The 19571-nt window shown below is 41.6% G+C and carries 15 protein-coding genes; 6 read left to right on the top strand and 9 right to left on the bottom strand.

Annotated elements, in window-relative coordinates; translation table 11 throughout:
• The first annotated feature begins 3 nt into the window (after window positions 1–3).
• The 3 genes from gcvH (at window position 4) to OS173_RS01310 (ending at window position 2385) form a co-directional block, all read left to right on the top strand.
• Window positions 4–396, top strand: a complete 393-nt coding sequence (gcvH, locus tag OS173_RS01300) for a glycine cleavage system protein GcvH (protein WP_267182466.1) — start codon at window positions 4–6, stop codon at window positions 394–396.
• Between the two features lie 8 nt (window positions 397–404).
• Window positions 405–1760 carry an aminomethyl-transferring glycine dehydrogenase subunit GcvPA gene (gcvPA, locus tag OS173_RS01305; RefSeq protein ID WP_267182467.1) on the top strand — a complete coding sequence of 452 codons (1356 nt, stop codon included), beginning with the start codon at window positions 405–407 and terminating at the stop codon, window positions 1758–1760.
• 88 nt (window positions 1761–1848) lie between these two features.
• Complete coding sequence (locus OS173_RS01310; RefSeq protein ID WP_267182468.1) at window positions 1849–2385, top strand: DUF2937 family protein; 537 nt, start codon at window positions 1849–1851, stop codon at window positions 2383–2385.
• Between the two features lie 31 nt (window positions 2386–2416).
• Here the strand turns inward: OS173_RS01310 and OS173_RS01315 are convergent, their stop codons facing one another.
• Window positions 2417–2914, bottom strand: coding sequence for a peptidylprolyl isomerase (locus tag OS173_RS01315; RefSeq protein ID WP_323373162.1), 498 nt, complete (start codon window positions 2912–2914; stop codon window positions 2417–2419).
• 113 nt (window positions 2915–3027) lie between these two features.
• Between OS173_RS01315 and OS173_RS01320 the strand changes: the two genes are divergently transcribed.
• The gene (locus OS173_RS01320; protein WP_267182469.1) at window positions 3028–5148 is read left to right on the top strand and encodes a prolyl oligopeptidase family serine peptidase; all 2121 of its coding nucleotides are present in this window, start codon (window positions 3028–3030) and stop codon (window positions 5146–5148) included.
• 84 nt (window positions 5149–5232) lie between these two features.
• On the opposite strand, the gene tldD is transcribed toward OS173_RS01320, so the two are convergent.
• Genes tldD through rsfS form a run of 7 tightly spaced genes read right to left on the bottom strand, consistent with a single transcriptional unit; the run spans window position 5233 to window position 14085 of the window.
• Window positions 5233–6675, bottom strand: coding sequence for a metalloprotease TldD (tldD, locus tag OS173_RS01325; RefSeq protein WP_267182470.1), 1443 nt, complete (start codon window positions 6673–6675; stop codon window positions 5233–5235).
• A complete protein-coding gene (locus OS173_RS01330; RefSeq protein WP_267182471.1) occupies window positions 6641–7492 on the bottom strand; it encodes a paraquat-inducible protein A in 852 nt (283 codons plus the stop codon). The genes tldD and OS173_RS01330 overlap by 35 nt, the downstream gene beginning before the upstream one ends.
• Window positions 7482–11150, bottom strand: coding sequence for a YhdP family protein (locus OS173_RS01335; protein WP_267182472.1), 3669 nt, complete (start codon window positions 11148–11150; stop codon window positions 7482–7484). The genes OS173_RS01330 and OS173_RS01335 overlap by 11 nt, the downstream gene beginning before the upstream one ends.
• 23 nt (window positions 11151–11173) lie before the next feature.
• Window positions 11174–12631, bottom strand: coding sequence for an Rne/Rng family ribonuclease (locus OS173_RS01340; protein ID WP_267182473.1), 1458 nt, complete (start codon window positions 12629–12631; stop codon window positions 11174–11176).
• A 15-nt stretch (window positions 12632–12646) separates the two neighbouring features.
• Window positions 12647–13243: a Maf family protein gene (locus OS173_RS01345; protein WP_267182474.1), complete on the bottom strand. Its 597-nt coding sequence runs from the start codon at window positions 13241–13243 to the stop codon at window positions 12647–12649.
• A 3-nt stretch (window positions 13244–13246) separates the two neighbouring features.
• On the bottom strand, window positions 13247–13717 hold the full coding sequence (gene rlmH, locus OS173_RS01350) for a 23S rRNA (pseudouridine(1915)-N(3))-methyltransferase RlmH (RefSeq protein ID WP_267182475.1): 471 nt from the start codon (window positions 13715–13717) through the stop codon (window positions 13247–13249).
• Window positions 13717–14085 carry a ribosome silencing factor gene (gene rsfS / locus OS173_RS01355; RefSeq protein WP_267182476.1) on the bottom strand — a complete coding sequence of 123 codons (369 nt, stop codon included), beginning with the start codon at window positions 14083–14085 and terminating at the stop codon, window positions 13717–13719. The genes rlmH and rsfS overlap by 1 nt, the downstream gene beginning before the upstream one ends.
• A gap of 171 nt (window positions 14086–14256) precedes the next feature.
• Between rsfS and ovoA the strand changes: the two genes are divergently transcribed.
• Together ovoA and OS173_RS01365 are read left to right on the top strand one after the other, a co-directional pair.
• Window positions 14257–16383 (top strand): 5-histidylcysteine sulfoxide synthase, encoded by a 2127-nt coding sequence (gene ovoA / locus OS173_RS01360; protein ID WP_267182477.1) that lies wholly within the window; start codon window positions 14257–14259, stop codon window positions 16381–16383.
• Window positions 16365–17495 (top strand): pyridoxal phosphate-dependent aminotransferase, encoded by a 1131-nt coding sequence (locus OS173_RS01365; protein WP_267182478.1) that lies wholly within the window; start codon window positions 16365–16367, stop codon window positions 17493–17495. The genes ovoA and OS173_RS01365 overlap by 19 nt, the downstream gene beginning before the upstream one ends.
• On the opposite strand, the gene OS173_RS01370 is transcribed toward OS173_RS01365, so the two are convergent.
• Complete coding sequence (locus tag OS173_RS01370; protein ID WP_267182479.1) at window positions 17496–19304, bottom strand: GGDEF domain-containing protein; 1809 nt, start codon at window positions 19302–19304, stop codon at window positions 17496–17498.
• Window positions 19305–19571 lie beyond the last annotated feature (267 nt).

Consider the following 19571-nt stretch of genomic DNA (forward strand, 5'->3'; position numbering starts at 1 on the left):
ATCATGAGTTATGTACCTGATAATTTACTTTATACTGCCAGCCATGAATGGTTGGAAAAAATTGCTGATAATCGCTACCGTGTCGGCATCACTGAATTTGCACAAGAGCAGCTTGGTGACATCGTATTCGTTGAATTACCCGAAACCGATGAAACCTATGCCCAAGAAGATGAATGTGGTGTGGTTGAATCTGTTAAAACTGCCTCAGATTTATTTGCACCTTTAACCGGAACAGTTGTGGAAGCCAATGACGCTTTAGAAGACAACCCGGAATTAATCAATGATTCTCCCTACGATGATGGCTGGATTTTTGTGATAGAGATTACTGAGGACAGTGAGTTAGACAGTTTACTCAATGCCGAAGATTATCGTACCAGTATTGAAGACGAAGAGTAAACCAAACCATGCCTTTTATCCCACACACAGACGAAGACATTAAAGCCATGTTGGATACCATTGGGGTAGCCAACATTGATGACCTGTTTGATGAAATACCCAAAGAGCTATGGTCATCCAAACTGGATCAATTAGACGATGGTTTGCCGGAAATGGCCGTCATTAAAAAAGTCTCCGCGTTAGCAAAAAAAGACGGTACACCGGTTTGTTATGCCGGTGCAGGTGCTTATGAGCATCACATACCGGCCGCTGTTTGGCAGGTAGCGACCCGAGGTGAATTTTATACCGCTTATACACCTTATCAGGCTGAAGTGTCACAAGGCACGTTACAGGTTATTTACGAATACCAAAGCATGATTGCTCACATGACCGGTTTAGACGTTTCCAATGCCTCCATGTACGACGGCGCGTCTGCTTTGGCAGAAGCCATGATTATGGCGGTGCGAGCTAACCGAAAAAGCAAATCAAAACTGATTTTAGTCCCCAAAAACCTGAATCCGGTTTATGCACGAGTGGCCCACAATATTGTTAAAAATCAGGAAATTACACTTGAGTACGTCGAATTTGATCACAAAACGGGACTGATTGACCACCAAGATTTAAATCGGTTTAAAGATCAAGATATCACCGCATTGGTGATTCCTCAGCCCAACTATTTTGGTCTTTATGAAGATGTTCATGCCTTATCCGATTGGGCCCATGACAACAAGGCCATGGCCATTGGTGTGGTTAATCCAATGAGTTTGGCTTTATTAACCGCGCCTGGTCAATGGGGCAAAACCGGTGTTGATATTTGCTGCGGTGAAGGCCAATCCATGGGCGTACCTTTATCTTCCGGTGGACCTTATTACGGGTTTCTTACCTGTAAACAGGCGTTTGTTCGTCAAATGCCGGGTCGCATAGTGGGTATGACAACAGATCTTGATAACAACCCGGGTTTTGCTTTAACCTATCAGGCTCGGGAGCAACATATTCGTCGTGCCAAAGCGACCTCAAATATTTGTACCAACCAAGGTTTGATGGTTACCGCCTCGACCATTTATATGGCTTTGTTGGGCTCCAATGGTTTACGCAATGTCGCCGCACACTGTATCAATAACACCGCTATGTTGAAAACAAAACTATCCGCTCTAAAAGGCTTGAAAGTGCTGTTTGATGGAAGCGGCTTTCATGAGTTTTTGATTCAGGTTGAACGACCTGCTGATGAAGTTATCACAGAGATGGCAAACAAAGGTTTCGTTGCCGGTGTTAATATCAGCAACGATTACCCTGAATTAGGCCAATGTATTTTACTGTGTGTCACTGAAACCAAAACAGATGAAGACTTGGATACGTTTGTTAAAGCATTATCTGATTGCCTGTAACCTTTTATAGTGCAAAGTCTGTTGTATGTGAGAATGAAAAAACCGGCCATGTTGCCGGTTTTTTGCTTTCCCCTGCTATAATAAGTGGATGCTAAAAAATCTGCTCGACAAAATATTCTTTGCCCTTGGGGTGATTCTGTTTTTACAGTTACCTCAGTTTATCGATCAATACACCCAAAGAATTGGCGGCTATGTCGATTCACAAAAAAGTCAAATATCAGAGTACCAAACCTTAGCAGATCGTCATTTTAATGGTGATTTGTCAGCTTATATTCAACGTTTAAGAGAAAATCAAGATCCGGTGATTGCCGATTCAGCAAAACAAATAGATGCCTTTATCAGCCACAGCGATGATTTAGCGCAAGAAGCAGTTGTCTATGAAAGCAAACCGTTGTGGTACACAATTCCTTATTTGATTGGCCATTTTCGTGTGGATTTAGTGAAAGGAACCGCAAAAAACTTTACGCCGGGGATGCCCATTAATCTATGGTCATGGCTCTATGGACTCATTGGCGGAATATTGTTTAGTTTGTTGTTTAATGGCTTGGTAAAGTTACCATCTTTATTTTTCAATAAGAAAAACAAATCGACTTTTTCAGATAACCATCCGACCTTACACACTTAATGTCTAAGGCCGGATAGTTAATTACTGACACTTAAAGATGCTGATTCCACTCTTTAACACGGTCAGCCTGAGCTGCCAATAAAGCATCCGCATCACCACTGATTTCAATGGTTTTGATTTCATCGTTTCCAGCAATGGCATCAACCACTTTTTGGTCTGCATCTGATTGTATGGCGCCAAATACAGTGTGTTTACCGTCTAACCAAGGTGTGGCAACGTGGGTAATAAAAAACTGACTGCCATTGGTGCCGGGACCGGCATTGGCCATAGATAAAACACCCGGTTTATCATGCTTTAAACTGTCATCGAACTCATCTTCAAAACGATACCCGGGATTACCGGTACCGGTGCCAATCGGACAACCGCCCTGCACCATAAAATCAGGAATTACGCGATGAAAACTTAAATCGTCATAAAATCCTTGTTTTGCTAAATTCACAAAGTTAGCGACCGTTACCGGCGCTTTATCAGCAAATAAATCTAAATGAATATCACCTTTATTGGTTTTAATTGTGGCTTGAATTGTCATGCTGTTTTCTAAAATGTTAAAGTGACAATATGGGATGATTTGATGTTATTTCAAGGTCATATCATACAGATGTCATGTATAATTAATCTCTTTATAACCCCATTTAAAAAATTATGAACAAAACATATTTAATTCTTTTAATTGCGATATTCTTTATGACTGCGTGTAGCCAAAACCCAAAACCAGAAAATACTCAAACCAAATCCATTAATGTGAGTCAAGAGGACCCATTTCTTTGGCTTGAAGACATTGATGGTGAACGCGCCATTACATGGGTCAAAAAACACAATAAACGTTCTTTAGATATTCTTGAAAATCAACCTCTGTTTGATGAGCTGTATGAAGCCAATAAGCGCATATTAAATGCCGATGATCGAATTGCTTATGTCAGTCAAATGGGTGGTCATTTATATAATTTTTGGCGCGATGAGAACCACGTCCGTGGTATTTACAGACGCACCACTTTAGACTCTTATAAATCCAAAAACCCAAAATGGCAGACCATTTTAGATGTCGATGCTTTGGCGGAAAAAGAAAATGAAAACTGGGTTTATAAAGGTATAAACTGTCGCCAACCCGAATATGATCTGTGTTTGGTCAATTTATCTCGTGGCGGCGCTGATGCCACTGTGGTTAGAGAATTTGATTTAAATACACAATCTTTTGTAGACAATGGTTTTATTTTAAGTGAAGCAAAAAATGGTCTAAGTTGGGTCGATAAAGATCATTTGCTGGTTGGCACTGATTTTGGTGACGACACCATGACCGATTCTGGTTACCCTAAAATCATTAAATTATGGCAGCGCGGAACGGATATCAGTGAAGCTAAAACAATATTTACCGGAAATAACAGTGACGTGGGCGTTTGGCCGTCGACTTTTTATGATAACGATACACGTTACCTGATGATAACCCAAGCCGATAGCTTTTATACCTCTAATAGCTTTCTGCTCGATGAAAACTATAAAACTGAAAAACTCGATATCCCCCACGATGCCACAATTTCAGGGCTTATTGATGGTCAATTATTAATAGAATTAAAATCTGATTGGAACAGACCAGAACGGGTATTTAAACAAGGCAGCTTAATTACCACTCGCTTAGATGAGTTACGCAAACGACAAGCAACTTTTGAAACGCTAATGACAGCGACCGCAAATACCGCAATTGCCGCTGTCAGTAGCAGTAAAAACCATGTGTTTGTTAACACCTTAGAAGATGTCGGCAGTGTTTTGTATCGTTTTGCGCCCAATGAATTTGGTTGGGCACAAAAACGCATTGAACTACCCGCCCTGGGAACTATTTCAGTGACCGGTAGCAGTGATGACAATGATGATGTATTTATCAATTTTAGTGATTATTTAACGCCTTCAACTTTATATCATTATCAAGCCAATGAAGACGCCTTAGAAATTATCAAGCAATTACCTGCGCAATTTAATGCCGAACCTTATCAGGTACAACAACATTTTATGACAGCCGCGGACGGTACCCAAGTGCCCTATTTCCTGGTGCACCATAAAGACATGCCTTATAACGGCAAAAACCCGACTTTATTATATGGTTATGGCGGCTTTGAAGTTCCGGTAAGACCCAGTTATTTGGATATAGTTGGTACCGACTGGCTACAGCATGGTGGTGTTTATGTGGTAGCCAATATCCGTGGTGGCGGTGAATACGGCCCTGCCTGGCACCAAGCGGCTTTAAAAGAAAACCGCATGGTTGCTTATAACGATTTTATCGGTGTCGCAGAAGATTTAGTGGCTAAAAATATCACCTCAGCTGAACATTTAGGTATTTATGGTGGTTCAAATGGCGGGCTACTGGTTGGTGCAGTCACCATGTTGCGACCTGACTTATTCAATGCCGTAGTTTCTGCGGTACCCTTATTGGATATGAAACGGTTTAACCAGTTATTGGCCGGTGCCAGTTGGATGGCTGAGTACGGTAATCCTGATATTCCCGAAGAATGGGCGTATATCAAAACATACTCACCGTACCATAACTTAAAAGCCAATGAGAATTATCCGGAAATATTTTTTACCACCTCCACCCGAGATGACCGCGTACACCCGGGTCATGCCAGAAAAATGGCAGCCCTCATGGAAGCTTATGAGCATGATTTCTATTACTATGAAAACATTGAAGGTGGCCATGGTGGTGCTTCAAATAACGACCAAACTGCCTATTTACGGGCTTTGATTTACAGTTATTTATTGATGAAATTGCAATAGCATAAACTGTAATTAACTTTAATTAGTAAGCACAAAAAACCCACCGATTTTTAGGTGGGTTTTTTTTAGTGTTAAGTTGTTGATTTAAACCTGGGTACCGCCCACCGTTAATTTATCAATTTTCATGCTTGGCTGACCAATACCCACAGGTATGGTCTGTCCATTCTTGCCACACATACCTAAACCTTGGTCAAACTGCAGATTATTACCCACCATGCTAACATGTTGCATGGCAGTAGGACCGTCACCGATTAATGTCGCGCCTTTTACAGGATGTTTAATTTGACCGTTTTCAATCAAATACGCTTCAGAAGCTGAAAACACAAATTTACCGTTGGTGATGTCCACTTGGCCACCCATAAAGTTAACCGCATACAAACCCCGTTCAACGGATTCAATAATTTCACCGGGATCATGGTCACCGGCCAACATATAGGTATTGGTCATGCGCGGCATGGGTAAATGCGCAAAGGATTCACGACGACCGTTTCCGGTGGTTGGCATACCCATTAATCGCGCATTGAGTTTGTCTTGCATATAGCCTTTTAAAATACCGTTTTCAATCAGTACGTTTTCGGCGCTCGGTGTACCCTCATCATCCACTCGAAGTGAGCCACGGCGGTTGGGTAAAATGCCACTGTCAATCACGGTACAACCTTTAGCGGCCACTTGTTGCCCGATTTTTCCGGCAAAAGCCGAAGAGCCCTTGCGGTTAAAATCACCTTCCAGACCATGACCCACGGCTTCATGTAATAATACACCCGGCCAGCCACCGGCCAGTACCACCGGCATCACCCCGGCCGGTGCCGCTTGGGCTTGTAAATTAATTAAGGCGCCACGCACTGCATCCTGAACATACACATCGGCGTAGCCCGGCTGGAACACATCTTTTAAAAGGATGCGGCCACCACCACCGGCATAACCCATTTCCATGCGGCCTTTATCATCCGCACATATCACCTGGATACTGAGTTTTACCATGGGTCGGATATCTGTGGCCATTATACCGTCCGTAGCAGCCACCAGAATTTCTTCCTGTGATGACACCAATGAGCACACCACTTTTTTAACCCGTGAATCCTGTTTACGGGCTTGTTTATCCATGCGCATCAATAAATCAATCACTGTTTGATTATCAACATCACTTAAAACATCTTTGGCAGTGTATAAGACCGGCGCTTGTTGCGCGGATAAGCGAACGCCTTGTGTGTTGTTCTGACCTTGTCTGGCAATACTGCGTGCAGTATTAACAGCCTCTGCCATGGTTTTTTTCTGCAGAACGTCGGTGTAAGCAAAACCAGTCTTTTCACCTTCATTAACGCGAACCCCCACACCTTTATCGATGCGATGAGAGCCGGATTTGACCTGCTGATTCTCAAGCACCCACGATTCCACACGGGCTGACTGAAAATACAAATCAGCAAAATCACCACCGGTATGTAAGGCCTCAGCTAATAAATATTCGATATCCGAAAGGTTCAAGCCGCCTGGCTCAAGAAATGTTTGTTGTATTTGATGGATGCTCATAAACTCTGCTGCTCAAAATAAAGGCTAACATCATTGATGCCAGCACATAAGCGATAAAATAATAGACACCAATTTGTAAGGTGGCATCAGTGGCGCCGCCTGCTTTGGTGGAAAAATAAATGACCAATAAAGCGATGACAAATACATCCAGCATGGACCACTTACCAATCAACTGTAACCAAGTTATACAGCGTTTTGAGAAGTGTAGTCGTCGGCTCAATAATATTAATGCCATAACTGCAGATTTCATTATGGGGGTTAAGATGGTAAAAATAAAGATGAGCCCGGCAATAACCCACTGTCCGCTTTCGGCTAATTTTTGAATACCTGAAACAATGCTTTTTGATTCAAATTGAAACAAGGTGTGTCCCAACACCGGTACTTCCTGATACGCCTCAATGGCCAACACCGGAGCCAACCAACCGGTCACCAAAGCCACCGTGGTGACAGCCAACAAAGCCAATAATGTCGCCACTGACGGCATCATAAAAGCCAACAAGAACAGCAACACCATACTCGCCATAAATAACTTGGTGTACTTATGGGCTAAATATTGCTGATTATCCGCATCAGCCTGCTGAGTTTGTAAATCAGCCAACTGTTGAGAGTACCCGTCATACCAGCTAAATGTCAGCCATTCCAAAGCTTTTTTGCCGGTGGTCTTAACGTTATCTGTTAAACTTAATTGTTTATTTAAGGTTACAATTTCTTGTTCAAATTGAATCGAATGTTGCCATGATTGGTACGCAAAATAACCACATATAACGGTTAATAAAATCAAAAATAATGCGCGCCATAAAGTTAATTTATTCATCATTTTGTTCTAATAGTTTGATATCAGGTGTGGACCATGGGCCGGTCACATGATATTTTATTTCATTGGCTGACTTCAATTGCTTACTCAATAAGCCCTGAACTAAAAAACCGGCTGCTGCCCCCACCGGACCACCGGCAATCGCACCTAAGGTCGGAAAGGTTTTACCAATCTGTGGTCTTATGATGATCAATTGGTCATAACTTCTATCGACAAAGTTAACCACGCCATGCATATAAATTTTTGCCGCAGAGGCACGAATTAAAAAATTATCAGTCTCTGCTACACCATCACTTAGCTTAAATTCTCCCACCATTTCTTCAAAATGTAAGCCTTCTGACAAAACATCACGGAAATCCAGTAATAAGCGTCGAGGCAAATTAGTGAGGTTAAATAAACCCAACACCCGACCAAACCCCGGTTGTTGGTCCACCACTTCACCTTGGCCAATATCAATTCGTAAAAAACCCGATAATGCCGCGACATCAAAAGCCGCCGGTAATCCCGGCCAGTGAACCTCCATTTCAATCAATGTTTGGGCATTTGAAATCGGTGCATTAAAATCCATTTGTTGTAAAAAATCAGCAATCCGCTCTGAAATAATAACAATATCAAAACGGGAAGTACCCATCCCTTGACTGGTACGCAACCATTCGCCGTTGGCATTAAGTTCAATTAAATCCGATTTCATGGTTAGCTGTTCAACTTTAATACCATCAGCCACATTGCGAAGCTCTAAACGTAATTGCCCCAAAGGAACACCACCAAAACTAAATTCTTCAGCCCACAGATGAATGTCGGGAATCTCACCATCAGTGGCTTCATCAAGCCTTGATTCAATATCAGCTTGTTGCCAATTAAGGTAATCAAATTCAGCCGTTATACCCCGACTAACTAAATCATCAGCCACTAAAACCTGACCCTTGACGGCGTCACTGTTTACAACGATTAAGACACCGTCATCTTGTTCTGTAATGGCTAACCGAACATTGCGTATAGTGCGAGACATAAAAATTAACTCATCAACCACAATGTCCGTTTTTAGCAGGGGTTGTTGACTGGTTTTATTGTTTTTTAGTTGCCATGTTTTCGCCAACTCCAGCCATTGATCTAAATTTAAACGCTTAATCTGACCACCAATATTTTTAGCGGTGGTTTTATCAATGCCACCAAATTGGATACCATTAAGCAAAACCTGTTTTTGGTTGAGCATTAATTCAACGACAATGGTACCTCCATAATTAATCACCACCTTACCCTGGTCACAAGGAATATCGCAGATCACAGATACTTTTTTCGCTTCTGTAGCCAATTTACGCAAAGGTGCGGGTAAATTGAGAGCAACACCCAATAAATCTGTGGTGGCTGTCAGTTGAACCTCATCGTCCTTATTTTGTATTTGAATTTGCCATTTGGACTCACCGCTCATGGGTGCCGGCGACATGTCGACTGCAAACCAATCAAGAATACTAAATACACCTTGTAACTGAATGTCAACCTGAGCGCCACTTTGATTGCGTGTATTAATGGCGCCACTGACCACCGTATCCCGTCCCGCTAATTGAGCTTTCAGTTGTTGTGGTTTCAGGGTAAAGCCGTCTAACTGCACCACACCATTTAAGTCAGATAATTCTAAGTCCTGCCACTTTAAATGACCATTGGTTAAACGAATTTTACCTTGGGGTTCAACCAGTGGTTGTGGCCCATCAACAATTGGAATCTGTAAATCCAGCGTCACATCTTGGCGACCTGTTATGGTTAAATCCTTTTGTAAATTTAAGTCACCTGCTACCGGTGATTTGCTTAAGTATTCTATTAAAGCATTGCCACGACTGTTAGCGTTAATATCAGCCAACACTTCAACATCACTAAAATCAGGAATAATCACCCGGGAATTCTCGACATAAATGGCTTCAGTTTTAGCCTGTTCGATCATCACATCGATGGAATCAGCAGTAATTTCTACTGTGGCATTTAACGTTTCAACCAAAGGCCAGTCGGGATTAAATTGAACCGATGCATCACGTACTCGCGTCTGGGCATTCATGACTGCAGTGCCATTTTTAAATGTTTCTGGTCTGATTTCACCGGCCACATATAACCTGGCTTCAGCCACAGTCCCCGAGACAAGACCTTGATCCAACCATGCAATGGTTTTCGGCTTCCACACTTCATGAGGCCAATAATTATAAAGTTGAGCAATATCGACATCTTCAATGTGACTGGTCAACTGTAAATAAGGAACCTCATCAAAGTCAATTACGGCATTGGCATTTAATTGAAAATCATTACAATCGCACCACAATTGATTAACGTTTAACTGTGATACTTCACCATGTCGCCAATCAGCTTGTAACAGCAGCCGTTGCCACTTAGTTGCGCCCCGAAAAACACCCGGCAAAATGAGAGAGCCATGTTCACTGTCAATCTGTAATCGGCTCATATTATCTTGATACCAATAACGACCTGATAATCCACTGACAGTTATTTGAGACGTGTCGGTAGTAAGTCCGCTAAATTGGGCGGACAGATTGTGCAATCGTCGATTGCCGTGGTTATATCGAAACCGAAGCTTGTCAATTTGACCTTGATTTTGTTTGATTAATTCATTGCGTTGATTCAAAGTGGCGTCAGGCAGTAAAGAGTTAACAAGCAAATGACTCAGCCACGACACGGGTATATCTTGTCCATGATATTCAACATCATCGTCTTGCCAGCGACCGATAAACGAAAACCCTGGATAGACTGAACTGTTGATACTGATATCGCTGATATGCCAAATATTCTCACCGGTTTTATCATCACCCTGATAACTCATCTCCAATTGGAAATTGAGTTCAGGCTGACTCTGTTGCCATTGCCAATGACCTGTGGCATCTGTAATAACACCTGCCTCAGTGGTGACCCATAATTCCCCACTTACGCGGGCTTCAGGGAGGTTTGGAACAGCTAAAAATGGTTGCAAAAAACTAACCGAAAGATCATTAAAGTGCACATACCAGCGAGCCGTTTTCATGATCTGTTGCGAGCGATCAGTGACCGCTCGAATCTCGAGTTCCTGTTGATCCGCTTCTTGAATCAATAACTGTAAACCCCGTAACTGACTGTCTTGTTGTAATAAAAAATCTGCGGTTAAATCCGTTACAATGGGCTTGTCTTTAGTGTCCAGTAAATTAAGTTTTAAAGCTTGTACCCGCAACGAGCCTGCCTGTAAAAGTCGATCTAATGTCGCAGTAAGCTTTTTATCGTCCTCATTTGATTTTAGACTAACTTGGGCACCTGACTGAATCATGGCAAGCTCAGCTTCATTGATACTCAGGTCAATACCTCGCTCACCACCGGGCATGAGCAATTGATATAAATTGAGTTGAATTTTGGCTGATTTTAGTTGTAAGGACTGTTCGCCTTGTAGTGATAGATCCTGTAATATAAATGAAGGACCATAACCTTGCCAAGAACCGTCAATGTCAGCGACTGTTACCTGCATCTGCCATTGTTGTTCAAGAAAATCAATTAAACGTTCCTTGTATAATCCATCAAAAGGCAACAGTAAACTCATAATTCCGACCAGAACTCCGGCAGCAATAATAAGTAAGGCCAGGAAACCTCGGGCTTTAACCCATAACTTAAATAGCCAGTGATGACGCCGTGTTTTGGTCATAAGAGAAACAGACTGTGCATTATTTACAACAACACCACATCATGCTGGGTGCGCTGATAACTATCTTCAGCCTGAAAAGCGATGCGTTTACCCAAACTATCTTCCATTTCTGCAATGGTGGTCGAGTGTTCTTCCGTGATGTATTGCACCAAACGAGATGAGCCGATGACCATGATTTTATTGGCTTTAAATTGTTTAACCGAACGGCTGATTTCTCGGAACAATTTAAAGCTAACAGTTTCGATGGTTTCTATGCGCCCACTGCCATGACACTTGTCACAGGTCTCACATAAAATTTCAAGCAAACTTTCGGTGGTACGTTTTCGTGTGACTTCCACCAAACCCAATCGTGTAAAACCCAGTACATGGGTTTTAGCCCGATCTTTTTGTAGACCATCTGCCAAAGTTTGTAGAACTTGTTGGCGGTGAGCCTCATCAAACATATCGATAAAATCAATGATGATAATACCACCGATATTGCGCAAACGTAATTGTCTGGCTATCATTTGAGCGGATTCTAAATTGGTCTTAAAAGCTGTATCCTCAAGGGACTTATAGCCCACATATTGTCCGGTATTAACATCAATTGTGGTCATGGCCTCATTGCTATCAAAAACCAAATTACCGCCAGATTTTAACGGCACAGTGCGATTTACCGAGCGGTCAATCTCATCATCTATTTGGTACAAATCAAATAATGGCCGAGAAGCCGTATGATGCTGTAATTCTCCACCCCACTCAGCAGCAAAATCTGATAAAAAAGTCTTTACTGATTGAAATAAATTAAAATGATCAATACTGACTTTTGTGACTTCGTCATTGATTAAGTCTCGAACCACACGTTTTGCCAGACAAAATTCACTATAAATTAATTCAGGGGCGTTGGCTGCTTTTATACGGCAATTGATTTTATCCCACAAACGGTTTAAAAATCGCCAATCATGATATAAAGCAGTGTAGCTGACAAATTCAGCGTGGGTTCGGGCAATCAGTCCAAATGAATTATGTTTACTATTCAATTTAGCCAATAGCCGTTGTAGCCGTTGTCGCTCTTCATCATCTGTAATGCGTGCCGATATCGCCTCTATCTCAGGCGCATGTGGCATCATCACCAAATAACGACTGGGAATACTCAGTGCTGTGGTAATGCGTGCGCCTTTACTCCCAATGGGATCTTTGTAAACCTGCACAATCAGTTTTTCACCCTCATGAACCCGCTGGCTGATGGGCATGGTATCGACACTGGCCTGATCTTCAGTACCTAAATCTGAAACATGCATAAAAGCCGCCTGTTGCTCGCCAATGTCAACAAAAGCGGCCTGTAATCCGGGTAAAACTTTAACCACACGACCCAGATAAATATTTCCAACCAAGGAATACTTTTTGGCACGTTCCATCCACACCTCGCATAACTGACCATCTTCAATCAGCGCCACGCGGGTTTCAAAATCATTACTACTTATCAGTATCTCTCGGTACATATTTGGGTATTTAAGTTAAAGTGTTTTATCAGACATTATATCCAGTTTTGTTAATAATCTGGCCGTTTCAAACAAAGGCAAACCCATAATACCACTATAACTACCGGTAATGGTCTCAATCCATCGACCTGCTGTGCCCTGGATACCATAGGCACCAGCTTTATCATAAGGTTCCTCAGTGTTCGCATACGCTGATATCCATGATTCATCTAACTCAGCAAATTGCACTCGACTAATTTGAATATCATGTATCACTTCACCATGATGATAAACAGCAATGGCAGTCATTACCTGATGTTCGACACCAGATAAACGCTGTAAAGTGGCAACAACGGTTTTCTTGTCTTTGGGTTTTCCCAAGGTTTCATCATCTAAAACAACAATGGTATCAGCCGTAATAACTGGCAAAGCTGGATTAAATTGAGACACTGCTAAGCGGTTTTTTGCTAATGCCAGCCGCACACAATAATCCGCAGGTGGTTCATCTTTCTGTCGTGACTCATCCATAACAATCGGTTGTACCTGCACCTGACATCCCAATTGTATTAATAATTCCCGACGTCTCGGTGATGCTGAAGCTAAACACAAAATGGGTTGTCTATATTTATTCATCAATTATTCTCGGTGATAAGGGTGATTATTTAATAATGAATAAGCACGATAAATTTGTTCGACAATAATTACTTTGACCAATTGATGCGGAAAAGTTAACGCAGATAAAGACCATTTTTGATGGGCTTGATTGCTGATTTTTTGATGTAAACCATCTGCGCCTCCAACAATCAAATTAACATCTGATCCGGTCATCTGCCAATCAGCCAATTGTTGTGAAACAAAAAGGGTATCAACTTTTTTACCGCGCTCATCAAAAGCAATATTAATTTGGCCGGGTTTTAAATGCGCTAAAATGGCATCGGCTTCCAGTAATTTAATGTTGCTTACCGATTGATTTTTTCTACGGATTTGGGTCGTAATCGGCACATGCTGCAGACACAAATGTTGAGGTAATCTTTGATTATAAATGGTGAATGCGGTTTCCACCCAATCCGGCATTTTATGCCCGGGTGTCAATAAATGAATACGCATTAAGTGTTTTGTTCAGCCAAATCCCACAAACCTTCCAGTTGGTAAAAGCCCCGTGCTTCCTCGCTCATGATATGAACAATCACATCGCCTACATCAACAATCATCCAGTCATCAGAGTCTAAACCTTCACGACTAATGATATTTAAACCGGCTTTTTCAGCCGCTGCTAACGTGGTTTCTGCAATATGGCGCATATGACGAGATGAGGTTCCACTACATATAATCATATAATCAGTAATGGCTGTTAAGTGAGCCACATTCAAACAGGTGATTTTTTGGGCTTTGGCATCTTCAACTGCGGTTGTAATAATCTCTAAGGATTGATTTGCAGTTAACATGTTTTTTTGATTTGAATTTTTATTTTGCACGCAATTTTAAGTCATAAATGGACGACCATTTTAACATGCGAAAGTCAAGATAGCCCAAGCATTGATATAAAAAACCATAAAATCCAGGAAACCGACAAAATTTTCACAAGTCATCGCTAAACTAAACGGCAAAACAACGCGCTATTTTTTTATATTTGTTAAAATACCACCATGACATTATCACTCACACCCACACCCATTATTGACCACGGTGATTCTGAGCAAATCAGACAAACCATTAAAAAACACTTTCTATCGACTTATGAGGGGTATGAAAAGTTATTTAGCCTTCTTAAAAATGACCAGGCTTATTATGAACAACCCGAGCCACTTCGCCATCCTTTGATATTTTACCTGGCTCATACTGCGGTGTTTTTTGTTAATAAATTACGCGTCGCTAAAATCATCGAGTCACCGGTCAATACCAATATGGAATCCATGATGGCCATTGGTGTTGATGAAATGTCCTGGGATGACCTGAATAGCGGCCATTATGACTGGCCCTCAGTACAAGCGGTATATGATTACCGTCATCAGGTCAAGCAATTGGTGTTACAACAAATTGAGCAATTACCAATACCCGTGCCGATACAATGGCAAGACCCATTTTGGGTTATTTTAATGGGTATTGAGCATGAACGAATTCACCTGGAGACCTCTTCGGTACTGATTCGACAATTAGATTTGAAGTTTATTGAAGCCAATGCCGACTGGACACATTGTCAAGACACTGGTCAGGCACCTGACAATCAACTTCTCACTGTACCGGAAGGGTTAGTCAAACAAGGTCGTAGTTTACCTTCAGAAACTTATGGCTGGGATAATGAATACGGGCAACAAAATACCCAAGTAGCAGAATTTCAAACGGCACAATTTCTGGTCTCAAACAAAGAGTTTTTAGCTTTTGTGGAAGCTGATGGCTACCATGATTCTGCATTCTGGTGTGAGGAAGGATGGCAATGGCGACAATTCACCCAAGCTGAGCACCCGACATTTTGGCGTCAACATGATGAGCAATGGCTTTATCGTAGTTTATGTGAAGAAATTCCGATGCCATGGTCATGGCCGGTGGATGTGAATTACCATGAAGCCAAAGCTTTCTGTCGCTGGCTCAGTAATGAACGCAATCAAAGTCTCCGTCTGCCTACAGAGGCCGAATGGATCAAATTGTATCAGCATACTTTCCCCCGAGAACAAAAATCCCATTATCCACATTGGACCAAAGCCCCGGGTAATATTGACCTACAACACCACGCTTCAGCATGTCCTGTGGATAAGTTTCGCTTTGGAGAACAACGATTCGGTGATGTCATTGGTAATGTTTGGCAATGGACAGAAACCGCCATTGACGGATTTTCAGGCTTTAAAGTACATCCTGTTTATGACGATTTTTCAGTACCTACTTTTGACGGAAGACATAATTTAATCAAAGGTGGCAGTTTCATCAGCACCGGCAATGAAGCCCATCGTCAGTCACGTTACGCTTTTCGTCGACATTTCTTTCAACATGCAGGTTTTCGCTATGTTCACTCCGACCATGAGGTATCACAGCAGTTTAACACCTATGAAACTGACGAATTAATTGCCCAATATTTAGAGTTTCATTATGGAGATCAATACCATAATGTGGCCAATTTCCCAAAAGCTTGTATCGACTTCATCATGCCCCATATTGATGCCTCTCATCGTCAGCGGGCGTTGGATTTGGGTTGTGCCGTGGGTCGCAGTAGTTTCGAATTGGCGCGCTATTTTGAGCATGTGGATGCCGTTGATTTTTCAGCACGTTTTATTCAAAATGCCATCAAACTGGTTGAACACGGTGAGATTAAATACCTCATTACCGATGAAGGCGAACTACAAAGCCTGAAGACCTTTCATTTGTCAGATTTGGACTTAGATGAACGTATTCAAAATATTGATTTCAGCCAAGGTGATGCCTGTAACCTTAAACCAAAATACAGGGAATATGACTTGGTGTTTGCCGGTAATTTGATTGATCGACTTTATCAGCCGGAGGCATTTTTACGCGATATCATGACCCGCATCAATGCTGGCGGTTATCTAGCCATCACCTCACCATACACCTGGTTAGAAGAATTCACCGAACGCGAACATTGGCTTGGCGGTTATAAAGAAAACGGTGAAAATGTCACTACGCTCGATAGCTTACAGCGGATTTTAGGTGAGCAATTTGAAGCCGTTTGTGACCCAGCTGACATTCCATTTGTCATCAGAGAAACCGCCCGCAAACACCAACACACCATCGCACAATTAACCCTATGGCGCAAACGAGCTTAACCAACCAATCCAAGATGGCGGCCTTTACACAAGGGCTGCCAACAGGGTTAATTAATTTACACAGTAGTCATCCCGCAGCCTTAAATCAACAACAATTGACTGATATCGTCCATCTCGATGCACCGGCTTTTATTGAGGCATTGTCACTTGATTATGCCCCGGTGATTGGCAGTAGCGATATTCGCCAGGCCATAGTTGACGCCCATTATAGCGATACCCATGCTGATGATATTTTGACAACTTGTGGCGCCCAAGAAGCGATATTTATCACCATGCAAGCTGTGTTACAGAAAGGTGATCAGGTGGTGTGTCTAACGCCGATATTTGAACCACTTTATCAACAGGCAAAAATGATCGGTGCTGACATTCACACTGTGCCGTTATTATCTGATCAAGCATGGGCTATTGACTGGCCGGCTTTAAAACAAGCCGTTAATCATCACACCCGAATGCTGATTATTAATTTCCCCCATAACCCAACCGGCAGTCATATCAACCAAGATGAACTCAATCAATTATTGGAATTATGTCGTCAACATGATTGTTGGTTATTATCCGATGAAGTGTTTCGGGGCTTAGAACATCAGAGCAATCAACGCCTGCCGGCAGCGGTGGATTGTTATGATAAAGCCATCAGCATAGCGGTGATGTCAAAAGCCTATGGCATGCCTGGCATTCGTCTGGGATGGATTGCCTGCCGTCAACATGAGATGCGAAAACGTATGATTAACGTTAAACGCCATTTATCGATTTGCGGTAGTCGTCTGGATGAAGTTGCGGCATCACAGTTAATACCACTTTCTGACAAGATTTTTACGCACCACCGTAAACAGCTTAATCAAAACCGTCAATTATTGGCGAACAGCCTTGCACACTTACCTCATTTACAATGTCATTTACCACAAGCCGGTGCCACTTGCTTTGTTCAAATTTGGTCTAAGCACTCGATATCACAATCTGATAGTGGGGAAGATTTTGCCCGACAATTAGCCTTAGATAAAGGTATTTTGGTACTACCTGATGTGTGTTTTTTAACCGATGTATCGGGTTTTCGATTAAGTATCGGCCATACCGATACAGCTGAATTTTATAATCAGCTTCACACGAATTAATTATTCAGGACTTTGCGGTACGACCGGTGTTTTTTTGCCATCCGGTTGATAAAGCACCACTTGATTACGGCCATTATTTTTAGCTTGGTAAAGTGCTAAATCAGCCTGCGTTAATAACATTTGTAAGGAATAACCGGCGGTTTCTGTTGATGCCACGCCAAAGCTGGCCGATAAGGTTATTGGATGATGACATTCACTGTAATCTAACTCCATGACCATTGTCCGCATTCGCTCTAAATAATTAAGCATGCCTTGGTTGGAAAGACCACTGCCTAAAATGGCAAACTCCTCACCACCTAAGCGACCGATAATCATGTCGGTATTCAGCACAGATTTTAAATGATAAATGACATACTTTAGAACCCAGTCACCGGTTAAGTGACCACATTCATCATTCACTTTTTTAAAATGGTCTAAATCCATAATGGCTAAATGAACCGGCTGTCTCTTTCCGGACTTACGGCTTAATAATTGACCCACATGATCCTCAATACCTTTACGATTGAGAATTTTGGTGAGATGATCCAGTTCCACTAAAGTCTCTAATTTTTTGCGTTTTATTATTACTCTCGTCACCCAAAACAAGAGTAAGCCCACCATGAGTGCCAACCAAGCCATAATTAATTTTTGATTGAGACTTTCTTTTTTTGCCAGGATTTGCTGCACTTTCAATAGCTCATTTGATTCACCTAATTGCTGCAATTGCAATTCCTTAACCAGAATATCATGCTGTATCGCCTCAAATGCCTCTTGTTTATCCAATTTATCTTTCATTAATGCAGACTCAATATCACTACGTTTTGCTAAATAATTATAAGCCATGACATAATTATTTTTGAGTCGAGCAATCGCCTCGAGCACTTGATAGGCTTTCTGCATGTGCTTTGATTCGCCCAAAAGTGTGGCATCCTTAAGCACTTGATGCGCATATTTCTGTGCTAAATTTAAGTTATCATTGGCTAAATGCAACTGTGCCAAGAGCGCATCTTTACCAGTTAAAATGCTTTTAAATTGCTGGGCATCAATATGTAAACAAGTTTCTTCCACCGCAGCGATTAAACGATTAATCTCATCGCTATTTCTATTATTGTCTTGTAATTGTGAAAATTGGTGGGCATACCACTTTAATGCCAACATGTCTGCAGCGATGTATTGTTTTTGAGATTGGCACAATTCAAAAATTTCATTGAAAACATCATCATGAATGTTGTCATTGTTTTGCAATTCTATGTGAGCCACTTGATGATACACCATGGCACGGCAACGTTTAAAAGGATTTGGATTATCATTCAGCAAAAAACCGCTAAAATCCAGGCTCAATTGAAAGCGATCTGTTAACAAATAACTGTTAGCAGTGGCTAAATAAATGCTGTGTTTTAGCTCTTTATCCTTTAGTTGAGGTAACATGTCAGTGACATATTCCAGTGCTCTAAATACAGCGCGATAATCACGATTGAAGGCATAAATATTGGACAAGCTGGATTGTGTTCTTATTTTTACAAACACTGATTCTGCACGCGTAAAAAGCGACTCAAAGGCATTGATGGCCTCATTATATTGACCTTCATAAAGCAAATTAAAAATCAACAAATAATCCAGGTATTCTTGTTGCTCAGTGCTTAATTGTTGCCGTTGCTGCTGTAAGGTCTCAAGGGATAAATTGAACACCTCTTTGGAGCCACCTTTGTTCTTATCTGCTTGATTTAACAACACATCAAATGAATCAACAGATTCTTCTGCCCAAACCGGCACCGAAATGATAAGCAGAAAAAATAAGCAGATAATTTTAATGATTAATGTCTTGATCACTGCCTGACCACAAAAATGATAGAATTAATAATCATTCTGAATGGATTCAGAAGAAATCAATGTAACATGATTTAAATTAATAGCATCTGGTAATGATCTCCCCGATTCAACAAGCACTGACAATTTGCATAAACATGACAGCGGATTTAAAGAAACAGTTTGACCGATAACAACTAGTTGTTTAACAACACACATCACTATACTCCTTTTATTATGACACTTTATAGCCCCTAACCTCACTATATATTAGCACAATTAAAATTTGAT

It is taken from the genome of Marinicella gelatinilytica, assembly GCF_026410405.1.
Classification (GTDB): Bacteria; Pseudomonadota; Gammaproteobacteria; order Xanthomonadales; family Marinicellaceae; genus Marinicella; species Marinicella gelatinilytica.